The following is a 13,302-nucleotide window of genomic DNA, read 5'->3' on the forward strand; positions in this document are numbered from 1 at the left end:
CCTCTGTCCTCTGGACATCTCCCTCAAGGGAGAATGGGGGGTTAGCCCCGGAGTTGATCGAGGACGCTGCGGTCTTCGAGGGTAGAAGTATCGCCCACAATTTCCTGGCCTGCGGCTAGGTTTCGCAACAAACGCCGCATGATTTTCCCAGAACGGGTTTTGGGCATTACATCGGCAAAACGGATTTCTCCCGGACGGGCGATCGCCCCAATTTCTTTCACCACATGGGCCTTGAGTTCCGTTACGAGATCGTCGCTCGGACTGTAGGTGCCCTCAAGGGTGACAAAGGCAAATACCTCTTCCCCCTTAACCGGATCTGGCTTTCCAACCACGGCTGCTTCGGCGACGGCAGGGTGAGAAACGAGGGCCGATTCCACTTCCATGGTGCCGAGGCGATGGCCCGAAACATTTAAGACATCATCAACACGACCCATAATCCAAAAATAGCCATCTTGGTCACGGCGTGCCCCGTCACCTGCGAAATAAAGGTATTGTCCATCTTTCGGGGCGATGTGCTCCCAATAGGTAGACCGGAAGCGTTCGGGATTGCCATAAACCGTGCGCATCATCCCAGGCCAGGGTTGTTTCACCACCAGGTAGCCGCCTTCGTTGTCACCGACGGAATTTCCATCAAGGTCAACGACATCCGCCACAATCCCCGGAAAAGGACGAGTCGCAGAGCCGGGTTTTGTGGGAGTTGCACCGGGTAAAGGTGTAATCATCACACCACCGGTTTCCGTTTGCCACCATGTATCAACAATGGGGCAGCGCTCGCCACCAATGACCCGGTGGTACCACATCCAAGCTTCTGGATTAATCGGTTCACCCACGGTTCCTAAGAGGCGTAGGGAACTCATGTCATATTTATTTGGAATGTCTTCACCCATTTTGATAAAGGCCCGAATCGCCGTGGGTGCTGTGTAGAAAATGGTGACACCATATTTTTGAATAATTTCCCAATAGCAACCGGGATTAGACGGACGGGGTGCGCCTTCATACATTAAGACCGTTGCCCCATTAGATAGAGGGCCATAGGTAATGTAACTGTGGCCTGTAATCCAACCCACATCAGCACCACACCAATACACGTCATCATCTTTGAGATCAAAGATCCACTTGGTCGTTATATGGGTATAGAGATTATAACCGCCCGTAGTATGGACAACGCCCTTGGGTTTACCCGTGGTGCCGCTGGTATAAAGGATAAAGAGCATATCTTCGGCATCCATCGGCTCGGCGGGACAGTCAGCGGAGACTTCTTTTTGCAAATCATGCCACCAGTGATCCCGCCCGGCTTCCATGTGGACGGGCTCTTTGGTGCGTTGAACGACTAAGACATTCTCAACGCTGGGGGCATGGTGATCGGCGATCGCCGCATCTACTTGATCCTTGAGGGGCACCGCTTTATCTTTGCGGAAGCCCCCGTCGGCGGTGATTACCAGTTTGGCTTCGGCATCTTCAAGGCGACTGCGGAGGGCTTCGGCACTAAAGCCACCAAAGACGACGGTGTGGGGCGCACCAATGCGGGCACAGGCGAGGAGGGCAACGACGGCTTCGGGGATCATTGGCATATAAATCCCGACGCGATCGCCTTTTTTGACGCCCAACTTTTTCATCGCATTGGCAAACTGGCAGACCTCGTGGTGTAGCTGGGCATAGGTGAGAGTGCGGGAGTCACCGGGTTCCCCTTCCCAGATGAGGGCGGCTTTATTTTTGCGCCAGGTTTTGAGATGACGGTCGAGGCAATTGTAGGAAATGTTAATTTTCCCGTTGACAAACCATTTGGCGAAGGGCGGTTGCCAATCGAGCACCTTGTCCCATTTCTCAAACCATTCCAATTCCTGTTCGGCGAGTTCCCCCCAAAAGCCTTCGGGGTCATTTTTCGCCCGGTCGTAGAGGGCTTGGTACTGGTCTAAGCTCTTGATCTGGGCCTCGGCAGCAAAGTCTGGTGCAGGCGAAAAAAGGCGCTGCTCCTGGAGGATGGATTCAATGTTTTGTTCGGACATAATAGGGTTATTATCGTGGGATTTATTTCACCCCATTGTCCCCCAAGTCCGCCCCATCAGGGGGTCTCGTGCTTAAGCCGTAATGGTTTGCAAGATTTTTGCGCTCAAGTTGATCGAATGTATGCCCCGGATATGACCTAGGGAGATTCTTCTAAAGCGAGCAGGGTTTGCCAAGTGGCGATCGCCTCAGGAAACCACAACCAACTTTGTTCGAGGCGACGGGGGTTGAGCTGGGAACGATCGAGATCTAGGGCGATCGCCCGGAGTTTTTCGGCTTTCCCCACAAGAATTTCCTGGTCAACGTCGGTGGGTTGCCCTTGGGCCAAATCGTACATACTAATCGCCAGGCCCGCATAAATCTCTGCCTGGAGGACTGGGGGGAAATCCTGGGTCGTTGCCGCCGCTAAGGCTTCATACCAACGATCATTAGCGGCTTCGTAATCTGCATTGAGGTAATGGACAAAACCCAGGGCCATTAAAATTTCGGGGTCGTTGGGCTGTTGGGCTAGAGCTATGTCCCAATTGTCTTGCACCGTGGCGATCGCCGTTGCTTGGGTTGGCGATGGTGGGACGGCGGCCAAGGTTGTTTGCCAGATATAGCGCCCCCGCAAAAAAGCAATGGTTTCATTCTCCGGGGCGATCGCCGGATCAAACAGTAACGGTTGCACCATACCAAAGGCCTGGCGATCGAGGAGTTCAGCGAGGATCATCTCTGCATTGCCCCAATTATCTTGGTCAATATCTGCCTGGGCCAACTGCACCAAGTCCGCATCAGCGAGCTTTTCTAATTCCTTTTCCGTCAGGCGCATGATCCCCTCCGTGGTGGTCTGCGTTACAGAGAGATTTTGTAAATGTCGGCCCAGTAGAATGCCCCCCAGAGTGAGCATGATGATCAAACCCAACCCTAGGAGGCTACGGGGAAAAGCCAATAGGGAGCGCCAGGAGGGAATCAAGAGCATTCCCCGATGATCATTCTCAGTATCCGTCTCCGTCTCGGACGGTTCGGGCATATTCGCAAAAATATCTTGGATAAAAGCAACATCCTCTTCGGGTTCTGTCTCCCCCAACCAAGACAAATCAACCGCTGTATCTAAATTTTCAGAATTGTCGGCACCAATGGCCCTGTCCCGTTGCCGAGAAAAGTGGACTGTGTAATTTTGCGGTTCGATAAACATCGCCTCCCATGGCAGAAACCACAAAATCCCATCCGGTAAGCCCAAATAAACGTGAATGGGAAGATTATCCACTTTGGCGATCGCCACCATGTCCTGCCAATGCTCGTAAATCTCTCCCGTAAAGAGGGCCGTAAACAGCATTTTCCCCCAGGTCTCTAGGGGGTAATTGGCCCAGGTTGCCAGCCAAGCTTCCGGTTGCCAAGTGACCACTGCCATGATGGGTTCCGCACCAGGGGCGATCGCCGAACTCAAACGCAATTGATACTGGTCATGGCCCAGGGCCAAGATAGACAATTGAAAATCGTGGAGCATAAAAAATCTGTCGTGTCCAGGGAGATGCTGTTACCTTGATCGTAAGCGAGTCTGAATTGTTTCTCGATCAAATTTTTGAGAAATGACGTAATTCGCCACCGCCTTGAACGACCACAGCTACCCCAGCGCTCAACCCAATTCCTGCAACTTTGCCACCAAATCCGCTTGGCCAATGACATAAACCCCGCGAATTTTTTTGTGAGAAACAGCCAACTGGGCACGGGTGAACACCAGCAGTGGCGTGACAAAATCAAGCTTTTTTTTATCGCGTACCTGGAGCGCCTGCTTCATCACAATTTGTAAGAAATCCTTCTTAAAGCCATAGATCGTGCGTCCCATGCGGCGATGGAGCCGATGATCCTGGAAAATCACCGTGCCTTTATGGGATTTGACATCAATGACATAGGTTTTTTGCTGGGGCGAAAAGCAAATCACATCGGCATCCCCCAGGCCATCATCAAGGCGCATCCCATATTCAAAAGACCACCCCTGGGGCTCTAGTTCCTGGAGAATTTTGGCGACATTTTCCTCGGCTTTCGCCCCCTGAACGGCACGGTTTGCGGCTTGCCAAAGATCTAAACCCCGGAAAATAAAACCCATTGCCCCAAAGGCGGCGATCGCCACAATGACGATGGCCGCAATAAACCCTAGACCAATCGCCAAGACCGGAAACATGAACACCACCAAGACCGGGAGTCCTCCCGCCGCCAAGAAAGCCCGCCAGGACTGGAGGCGACGTCTAAAGGCTAAGCGACGTACATTTTGACCCGCTGTTCTAGGGGAAGAGGCAACCATAACTAGCCCAGATAAAAGTTAATCCATCAATAATCCACCAAACATCCAACCCAAAAGTCGTTATCCTAAAGCTGGAATTTAGTTTTCTTTCTATTGCCCATTATTCTGTCGTAAGTTCCATGGAAAAACCCGCCCAAACTCAATATCCAATTCACTCCCTACTGCGTCAACGGTTTAGTACGGTCATCTTTGATGGCGATCGCCCCGTCGAAGCAGAAAAAATTGGGAGCTTATTAGAAGCCGCCCGGTGGGCTTCCTCTTGTTTTAATGAACAGCCTTGGCGGTTTTTGATGGCCACAAAAGCTGATGCTGCTGCCTATGGCAAAATGTTGGACTGCCTGATGGAAACAAACCAGACCTGGGCAAAAAACGCATACATTCTGATGATTTCTGTCGGAAAACAGCGATTTACCCGCAATGATAACCCGAATCCCTACGGAATGTATGATGTGGGCCAAGCCTTGACCAGTTTAACGATCCAAGCTGAAGCCCTCGGTCTGCGGGTACACCAAATGGGCGGTTTCGATAAAGACAAAGCCCGTGACCGCTACAAAATTCCCGCTGGCTTTGAACCGGCTGCTGCCGTGGCCATTGGCTATCCGGGTGATATTACTACAGCCCCAGAAGCCCTCCAGGAACGGGAACAGAGCCCCCGTAGCCGCAAACCCTTCGCGGAAATTGTCTTTACTGGAACTTGGGAAAATCCCTATTTCTAAAAACTAAACAAGGGCACAACCAAGGCAAAAAGCACCCCTAAACCGACAATGATTTCTAGGGATTTCAGTAACAAGCTCTGCCGCTGCTGGAATCCCTGTAACCAGTTTTTGGGGCGATCGCCTTCCCGTTTCCCCAGACTAACCATCGAAGTTAATAGGGGGACACCTCCAACTTTAATGCCCAAAAGTAAGTGCAAAGCCAGCGCCCCAAACATGACCCCCCAGGCCAACAGATGACCAAGGTAGGCGAAATGATTGAGTTCTCCTGCCGGTAGCCATTCTTCCTTCATCATCCGGCCTGTAACGACAGCTAAGGTTCCCGCCAGCAGCATGCCTGTATTAATCAGTCGATGGGCCGAAACCCACCAAATCGGTTTTCCCAGTTGCTTTAATTGCGTCAGGGAATTCGGCTGCAACAAACGGCGATCGCCCAGACGAAAACTGTACACCGCAAAGAACGGTAGCAATAAAAAGAATGTTAAGGCGATCGTTCCATGGATGCCCTGCATCGCTTCAATCTGTGGCAGACCCAAACGGCCCCAGCGACCATCATAAATGTCGTAAACCCAAAACCCTGTATCTAAAGCCAGCAATACCAGAATCGCCGTTAGGCCATGGAGCAAGCGCAATAAAATAGGTTGATATGGTTTAGATTGTGTCATGGCTCCACAATGTCTTTTAGATTGCTAATATTTGCTCAATTTTACGCAAAAAAGCAACCCATTTCCCTAAGACATTACCGTAACGCAGACTTTGGCAGCGGCAGAGACCCAGGATAACGGATCACCTCCCGCTGACGAGTCTTATCTCCGTTGGGATCGGCCAACAAAACATTACGGATGAAGCGGGCGGCAATGCGCTGCAAGAGTCCTTCAGCGATTTTCTGACCTAATTGTTGCGTTTCCGGCTTAATGAGCACTTTAGGAATCAAAGGCAAAATAAACATCGGGTCAAAATCAGGGGTTTCCTGGAGGATGCGCCAAATATTTTGAATGTGCACCAGGTTCGCCCGGTCTTCTGCACTCATCTCCCTAGTCTGGTTGTGGGTCGGCTTTTGACCCAACTGCTCTTGTACCAAACTGGTAATGTTTTGGAAGGTATTACGTCCGAGGATATCCACCGATTGAATAATTTCTTCGGCAAGGCGCTCCCGGATAAATTCACCCCGTTCTGAAAAGATATAGTCAATGGCTTGATTAACCGCCCCTTTAAGATCGTAGTCGGTAGAATCCTTCGCATTGTTCAGCAAATTTTCGAGGCGATTCCAGCGAAAACTGCCTTCTTTAAACAATAAATCCTTCAGAGAATGACGTAATTCCGGAGAATTATCGGTCAACAAGCGCTTTGCAACATAGGGATAAGCTTTACTCAAGACTTTAAATTCTGGATCAACACCAATGGCAATCCCTTCGAGGGTCACCATCGAACGAATAATCAAAGCGTAGTAGGCAGGCACCTTAAACGGAAATTCGTACATAATGCCCGACATTTGATCCGTGATGCTCTTAAAATTAAGTTCCGCAACACTAGCTCCCAAAGCATTATTAAAAACGGTGCTTAGGGCAGGCACGATGGGCGCAAGATCAGTATCTGGCTTGAGAAAATCTAATTTGACATAGTCATGGGCCAGGGCTTCAAAATCGCGGTTAACTAGGTGCACCACAGCTTCGATTAACCCATAACGTTGATAGGGTTCGATCATGCTCATCATGCCAAAGTCTAGATAAGCAAGGCGACCATCATCAAGGGCTAAAAGATTACCGGGGTGGGGATCGGCATGGAAAAAGCCAAACTCTAGGAGTTGGCGCAGGGAACATTCCACCCCGACTTCGACTAAATGGGTGGCATCAATCCCTTTGGCAGCGACTTCCTTGAGGTTAGTTAGCTTCGTCCCATCGAGCCACTCCATGGTGAGGACGCGCTTACCGGTATATTTCCAATAAATTTTCGGCACATAGATTTCTGCCATGCCGCCGTAGAGTTTCTTGAATTTCTCTGCGTTACGCCCTTCCTGGGCATAGTTCATTTCTTCGAAGATACGCGCTGCAAATTCGTCGGTAATGCCAATTAGGTCGGAGCGGACTTGTTTGACATTATTTTGAAGCCAGCGGGCAATGCGCCGCATGATAAAAATATCGAGGTTGATGCGCTGTTGCAGGTCAGGGCGCTGAACTTTTACGGCAACTTTTTCGCCGGTTTTGAGGCGAGCTTGATAGACTTGGCCGAGGGAGGCGGCAGCAAGGGGATGATCTGAGATCTCGGCGTAGATTTTTTCGGGGGGTTGTCCTAATTCTTCTTCAATGAAGCGAAAGGCAATTTCATTCGGAAAGGAAGGGAGTTGATCCTGAAGACTGGTTAGCTCTGTCAGATAGACGGGAGGGACGAGGTCAGGACGGGTAGAGAGGGCTTGGCCAATTTTGATGTAGGTAGGACCTAATTTCGTCAGAATCGCCTTGAGGTGATCGGCTTGTTTCTGTTGGGCTTTAGGATTGTTGTTGTTTCCAGTGGCCTTAGCCCACCAAATTCTGAGTAGCAGGCCACTAAAGCTGGAAATAATGGTGAGGAGGCGTCCCAGAACAGCAAAGGGACGATTGCGGTATTTGGCTTCGATCGCCTCTGGATTGTAACGCCACAGCTCGGACTCCTGGGCGGGCTGTTCGATAACCGAATTGACCGGGGTCGCGGGGGTACGGGTCTGGTATGGCATAGTTTATCCGATGCGATCGCCTACAGTTGAATGGGTTGCATTGTAAATGATTGTAACAAATGTTTCTGGGTTACTCATCTACGGGAACTGCAGACGATCAAAGCAGCGGGAGGTGCTTAATTGGAGATGGCACCAGACGAGCGGGCGCTGAGGGGGGCTTGTTTGCCTGGAGTTTCACTAAGGCGCTGGTTCTGGAGAATATTGACTGCCTTGAGAAACTGGGGATCAGCACTCGTCCCGATCAAACTCGGATCGAGACGCAGTTGCGTGAACTGTTCATTATCTAGTTCTACGGTAATGTCAGGACTAACCCCATTCATATTGATACTCATGCCACTGGGGGGATAGTACCGGGAGATTGTGACTGCCAGGCCCGCACCGTTGGATAATTCATGGACTGATTGGACGGTGCCCTTGCCGTAGGTGCGAGTCCCCACCAGGGTTGCCCGTTGGTTGTCCTTGAGGGCCGCCGCTAAGATTTCGCTGGCACTGGCAGAGTTTTCATCCACAAGCACGACGAGGGGTAAATCGGTAATCGCTGTTTGGTTGGCGCTAAATTGGCGATCGCCCCCTTTGCGATCCACTGTGCGAACGATTGCTCCTTCTTCCATCCACATCCGGGCAATATCAACGCTGGAGTAGAGTAAGCCCCCAGGATTTCCCCGGAGATCCAGTACAAAACCCGTAACCGTTTCCGCCTTTAGATCCTGGATCGCGTTATACATTTGCTCAGCGGCATGGGAACTAAACTCATCAAGGCGAATGTAGCCAACTTTTTCGTCCCCGATGGTTTGTACCCCGTAGTTCACCGTGGCCAATTCAATTTTTGCTCGCGTAATCGCAAGATCTAGGGAAGACTGGTCGCGGCGACGAATTTTTAAATTCACTTCAGTCCCTTCTAGGCCCCGAATCAGTTCCGAAGACTGCTCTAGGCTCAAAAGAGCGGTCACCTGACCATCGATCTGCATAATCTGATCTTCTGCTTGGACTCCCGCCGCCTCTGCCGGAGAATCCGGGAGGACATCGACCACCGTCAAGATCCCAGTTTCTGCATTAATTTCCATGCGGATGCCAATGCCAGATAGTTCGCCGGTGGTTTGGCTGGTTAGGGTTTCAAACTCCTCTGGATCAAGGAATCGCGTGTAGGGGTCTCCCAAGGTTCTGAGGGCACCACGAATTTGACGATAGGCCGTGTCATAGGTATCGTAGTTCTGGCTTAATAAATCTTCGCGGAGTTTTAGCCAAGATTCCGGCTCAAAATTTTTGGCAACGGATTCTGTGTAGACGATCTGCCACATTTCATCAACGATGGCTTTCGGACTATCTTCCATCGCGGCGATCGCCGGACGAGACAAACTGGGCACAGTCAACAAAACTAAAACAGATAACGTTCTCAGGGCACCCTTTACAAAAGTATCTGGGCAACGAGGCAAAGACAGAGCAATCTTTTTCATGGAGATCTGAAAGCGAAGAAAAAAGGGGGGAGGAATGGCGCAAATCACCCCATTGGGACAGGTCAAAGTCAACAATCTACTTTCCTTCTGACTTCCCCACCGGAAAAACGGTTGGAAAAAGCCCCCTGGAAACCCCTGGGCTTGACCCTAAAAACGCTGTGTGCGAGAAACTTGCAAGTCTCGAACGCTTTTAGATCAGCTTAAAGGGGAGATTGACTCGACCGAATCTTGTGCGGTTGCCCTCCATTGTAATCAATTCAGTTTTGCTTTTATCGGGTACGACAGCACATTCTTACAAAGGGCTTAACGGGTTGCTGAAGCCATGGGACATTTGTATTCTAATTACTCCACCAATTAGCCCCAATTTTCAGCAATTATGCTGGGGTGGTGATCTGCTATTCCACAGAAGCCGAGGTGATTCTGTTACTATCTGCCGCTGAGCATCTTAGGGATCAAGAGATACCGCGTTGCCACCCCGACTAATGAATCTGCGGAGAAGCTAGATCTCCGTAATAAATCTATGCAATGTAGGGCAAGAATGGTGCTTTTGCTTTAAGATAGGCGAGATTTTTCGTCCCATGGGTAAACAACTGTAAAAATCAAGAAATTTATATTATTTTTGCCCTTAAATCGTTGTATCTCCGATTTTTTCTCGCTACCATTGGACTTGAGTTATAAGTGCTCGATCAACCATCTGTAATCTTAACTGGCTGCTGCTAGTGAAAGCTCAAGCGACCTATGGAAATACAATTAATTAATATCGGTTTCGGTAATATTGTCTCTGCCAATCGTGTCATTGCGATTGTGAGTCCTGAGTCTGCACCGATCAAACGGATCATTAGCGATGCGCGCGATCGCGGCCAATTAATTGATGCCACCTATGGTAGACGTACCCGAGCAGTGATTATTACAGATTCCAGCCATGTGGTACTATCAGCGATCCAACCAGAGACAGTGGCCCATCGCTTTGTTGTGCAAAAAGATCCCGCCATGGCGATGACCAAAGTTTAACGGTTGAGTTATCATCTCCCGTCGCCGCCGAATCCATGACCACCCCCGGAAAATTAATTGTCCTCACAGGGCCCAGTGGTGTTGGTAAAGGAACCTTAGTTCGTTCTTTACTGCCGCGCCACCAAAATTTATTTCTCTCGATCTCAGCAACAACCCGTCAGCCCCGCCCTGGAGAAGTGGATGGGCAAGACTATTTTTTCAAAACCCGTGAACAATTTGAGACGATGATCGCTGCGGGGGAGCTCCTCGAATGGGCCGAGTATGCGGGAAATTACTATGGCACCCCTCTGCCTCCGGTGAAAACACAAATTCAACAGGGAAACTTTGTCATCCTCGAAATCGAGGTCATTGGGGCCAACCAAGTTAAAGAAATCTATGCAGATGCCCTCAGAATCTTTATTTTGCCACCGTCCTTTGAAGAGTTAGAACAGCGGCTACGGGGGCGAGGTAATGATCCAGAGGTGGCGATCGCCAAACGGCTCGTCCGGGCAAAAGAAGAATTGGCCATGAGCCACGAGTTCGACCATGAAATTGTCAATGAGGACCTAGAAACAGCCTTAACAGAACTCGAAAAAGTGATTTTCAGCTAGCCGAAACGCCACCGCTGCCAACTGAATCCATTACAATCAAACAAATAAGACATAAACAACAACGAGCTTACAGACCCCATGATTCCAACCGTTATCGAAAGTTCTGGTCGGGGCGAACGTGCCTTTGATATTTACTCTCGTCTACTCCGGGAGCGCATTGTGTTCCTCGGCACCCAAGTCAACGACGAAATTGCTAATCTCATCGTGGCACAGTTGTTATTCCTCGAAGCCGATGATCCCGAAAAGGATATTTACCTCTACATCAATTCTCCGGGGGGTTCTGTCTCAGCCGGCATGGGGATCTTCGATACGATGAACCAAGTGCGTCCGGATGTTTGTACGATCTGTATTGGTCTAGCGGCCAGTATGGGGGCGTTTCTGCTGAGTGCTGGGGCCAAAGGGAAGCGCATGAGCTTACCCAACTCCCGGATTATGATCCACCAACCCCTAGGCGGTGCCCAGGGTCAGGCGACGGATATTGAAATTCAAGCCAAAGAAATTCTTTATCTCAAAGGCAAGCTCAATCAACACCTGGCTGACCACACAGGCCAACCTTTAGAAAAGATTGAGATTGATACAGACCGCGATTTCTTCATGTCTGCGGCGGAAGCAAAGGATTATGGCCTCATTGATCAGGTCATTGAGAGAAGTCCTTCGGCCACTAATCCCTCTATTTAAAACAGTGTTACAGAAGGAATAAACAACAATAGATAAGCCATATAAGAGGATAACAATTTGTTATCCTTTTTTTGTCGTAAACTAAAAATAAAACTACTAAACTAAAAGAATGCTGAATAATAATATTTAAGTTTACTTAAAATATTATGAAAAAAAAGATTAAATTAAATCTCGGTTGTGGTGATCAGGTTCCAGAGAATTGGATTAATGTGGATTATTCTCTTGGAGCTAGATTGATGAAGTTTCCCTTCTTTAAATTTATAAACTCTAAACTTCATTTATTTAATCTAGACTGGAACGACAATATTGTTTTACACGATTTGACAAAAACATTTCCTTGGAAAGATCAAAGTGTTGACGTGATCTATAGTTCGCATACATTAGAGCACCTTACAAAAGAGGAAGGGCAACATTTTTTGATGGAGTGCTACCGAGTATTAAAAGATAATGGTCTGTTAAGGATTGTTGTACCAGATCTCAGAAAATTTGTTGAGAGTTACTTAAATCAAAATATGAGAGCAGATGATTTTGTACATAATTTGGGCGTTCTGTATGGAACCCAAAATCAAAATGTTATCAAGCGAAAATTGGCACCTTTTTATCAGTTTCCTCACAAATGTATGTACGATACACCAACATTACTAAGTATCATTCATGATACTGGTTTTACTGCAATGGATAAGGCAGCGTTTGATAGTGAAATTGAGGATATTAGTGCGATCGAGTTATCAAGTCGTACTGAGAATGCAGTCATTATTGAAGGCATAAAAGTACCCCAAACTTTTTAGTTATTTGATTCCTGTGGCGCGATAAATGGTTAGAGTAATTGCGCCGTGGGGATGATTGGGCACTTGGCGGAAGTGGGTCAAGCCGTTTTCGAGGCGGTCGGGATTTTTGCCTAATTTCTCTACCATCTGGGGGATCATCAGTTTGATCCAGGTGTCGAGATGATCGACTAAGCCTTTGAGGTCTTGATTTTGGGGACTGTGCCAATGGTGAACGGCGATCGCCTCATTTTTGACCTCAGTAAAGCCCGCCTGTTCTAAATATCCCCCTAAGCTGCGACCAACATAGGGATTGCCGTCTGCAACCTGGAATAACTCGCAGAGGGCCTGCTGAAAATAGTCAAAATCAGGATGGGACGGATAAATCAGGAGGCTCTGGTAATCGGTTTCTGTTAGGCAAATTTTGCCCCCTGGTCGTAAAACCCGCAACGCTTCAGCAATAATTCCCGCTGGATCGGGCACGTGCTCCAGGAGCCACACGGTCAGGGCAAAATCAAAGGTATTTTCTGCCCAGGGCAAAGCGTAGGCATCTCCCACCTGTAGGTCAGTCTTGAACCCCAGGCGACGTAAATATTCTGTGGCATAGGCAATTTGACGGGGTTGGTGGTCAATGCCCGCAAAGGTTAGGGTGGGAAACTTTTCACCGATGATTCCGAGGACAGCACCGACGCCACAACCAATGTCTAAAATTTTCGCCTTGGGGTCAAATGCGAGATCTTTTAACAACAGGCGATCGCCCCAGTAGCGTGCTTGATCAACGAGACGTTGTTGTTCCTCTGGATCATACCCGTGGATATATTCAGCCATATCCTTATTTTCCACCCAAAATATGCCTGCTCAACAATCTAACGCACTTAATCCCCCTTTCTCTGTCATTGTGGCTTGTTTTTGGCGAATTCAAGTCAGGGTTGCGAGGGAGATCAAACGCGATAAAGCTCAAAAAATATTACAGATTGGCCGTGAAGTTGTTGCCATTGGGAACATAGTTTAGTACAAATCATCTTAAGATCATGTGTTTTGTACCATGGCACCATAAACATTCAACGCCTTCACGCCTGTGGCTTGTCCCTTGA

The 13,302-nt window shown here is 48.9% G+C and carries 12 protein-coding genes; 5 read left to right on the forward strand and 7 right to left on the reverse strand.

Going from position 1 to position 13,302, the window contains the following annotated elements; all coding sequences use genetic code 11:
- Window positions 1–41: 41 nt before the first annotated feature.
- The 3 genes from acs to AWQ24_RS09480 form a co-directional block, all read right to left on the reverse strand.
- On the reverse strand, window positions 42–2,006 hold the full coding sequence (gene acs, locus AWQ24_RS09470) for an acetate--CoA ligase (protein WP_065716670.1): 1,965 nt from the start codon (window positions 2,004–2,006) through the stop codon (window positions 42–44).
- 137 nt (window positions 2,007–2,143) lie between these two features.
- Entirely contained in the window at window positions 2,144–3,493 is a 1,350-nt protein-coding gene (locus AWQ24_RS09475) for a hypothetical protein (RefSeq protein ID WP_065716671.1), read from the reverse strand.
- 129 nt (window positions 3,494–3,622) lie between these two features.
- A complete protein-coding gene (locus tag AWQ24_RS09480) occupies window positions 3,623–4,288 on the reverse strand; it encodes a nuclease-related domain-containing protein (RefSeq protein WP_065710934.1) in 666 nt (221 codons plus the stop codon).
- A gap of 119 nt (window positions 4,289–4,407) precedes the next feature.
- Here AWQ24_RS09480 and AWQ24_RS09485 point away from each other — a divergent pair, with 119 nt between their 5' ends.
- Window positions 4,408–5,004, forward strand: a complete 597-nt coding sequence (locus tag AWQ24_RS09485) for a nitroreductase family protein (protein WP_065716672.1) — start codon at window positions 4,408–4,410, stop codon at window positions 5,002–5,004.
- Here the strand turns inward: AWQ24_RS09485 and AWQ24_RS09490 are convergent.
- The 3 genes from AWQ24_RS09490 to AWQ24_RS09500 all read right to left on the reverse strand — a co-directional run bounded on the left by AWQ24_RS09490 (window position 5,001) and on the right by AWQ24_RS09500 (window position 9,165).
- Window positions 5,001–5,666 (reverse strand): cytochrome b/b6 domain-containing protein, encoded by a 666-nt coding sequence (locus AWQ24_RS09490; protein WP_065716673.1) that lies wholly within the window; start codon window positions 5,664–5,666, stop codon window positions 5,001–5,003. The genes AWQ24_RS09485 and AWQ24_RS09490 overlap by 4 nt on opposite strands.
- A gap of 74 nt (window positions 5,667–5,740) precedes the next feature.
- Entirely contained in the window at window positions 5,741–7,711 is a 1,971-nt protein-coding gene (locus AWQ24_RS09495) for an AarF/ABC1/UbiB kinase family protein (RefSeq protein ID WP_065716674.1), read from the reverse strand.
- Between the two features lie 116 nt (window positions 7,712–7,827).
- On the reverse strand, window positions 7,828–9,165 hold the full coding sequence (locus AWQ24_RS09500; protein WP_049761732.1) for a S41 family peptidase: 1,338 nt from the start codon (window positions 9,163–9,165) through the stop codon (window positions 7,828–7,830).
- Between the two features lie 738 nt (window positions 9,166–9,903).
- On the opposite strand from AWQ24_RS09500, the gene remA reads away from it, so the two are divergent.
- The 4 genes from remA (at window position 9,904) to AWQ24_RS09520 (ending at window position 12,232) form a co-directional block, all read left to right on the forward strand.
- Window positions 9,904–10,176 (forward strand): extracellular matrix/biofilm regulator RemA, encoded by a 273-nt coding sequence (gene remA, locus AWQ24_RS09505; protein WP_012307456.1) that lies wholly within the window; start codon window positions 9,904–9,906, stop codon window positions 10,174–10,176.
- A 35-nt stretch (window positions 10,177–10,211) separates the two neighbouring features.
- Window positions 10,212–10,766: a guanylate kinase gene (gene gmk, locus AWQ24_RS09510; RefSeq protein ID WP_065716675.1), complete on the forward strand. Its 555-nt coding sequence runs from the start codon at window positions 10,212–10,214 to the stop codon at window positions 10,764–10,766.
- 78 nt (window positions 10,767–10,844) lie between these two features.
- On the forward strand, window positions 10,845–11,444 hold the full coding sequence (gene clpP / locus AWQ24_RS09515; protein ID WP_065716676.1) for an ATP-dependent Clp endopeptidase proteolytic subunit ClpP: 600 nt from the start codon (window positions 10,845–10,847) through the stop codon (window positions 11,442–11,444).
- Between the two features lie 146 nt (window positions 11,445–11,590).
- Window positions 11,591–12,232, forward strand: a complete 642-nt coding sequence (locus tag AWQ24_RS09520) for a methyltransferase domain-containing protein (protein WP_065716677.1) — start codon at window positions 11,591–11,593, stop codon at window positions 12,230–12,232.
- Here the strand turns inward: AWQ24_RS09520 and AWQ24_RS09525 are convergent, their stop codons facing one another.
- Window positions 12,233–13,036: a class I SAM-dependent methyltransferase gene (locus AWQ24_RS09525; RefSeq protein ID WP_083993516.1), complete on the reverse strand. Its 804-nt coding sequence runs from the start codon at window positions 13,034–13,036 to the stop codon at window positions 12,233–12,235. It lies immediately after the preceding gene.
- Window positions 13,037–13,302 lie beyond the last annotated feature (266 nt).

Source organism: Picosynechococcus sp. PCC 8807 (genome assembly GCF_001693295.1).
Taxonomy (GTDB): domain Bacteria; phylum Cyanobacteriota; class Cyanobacteriia; order Cyanobacteriales; family MRBY01; genus MRBY01.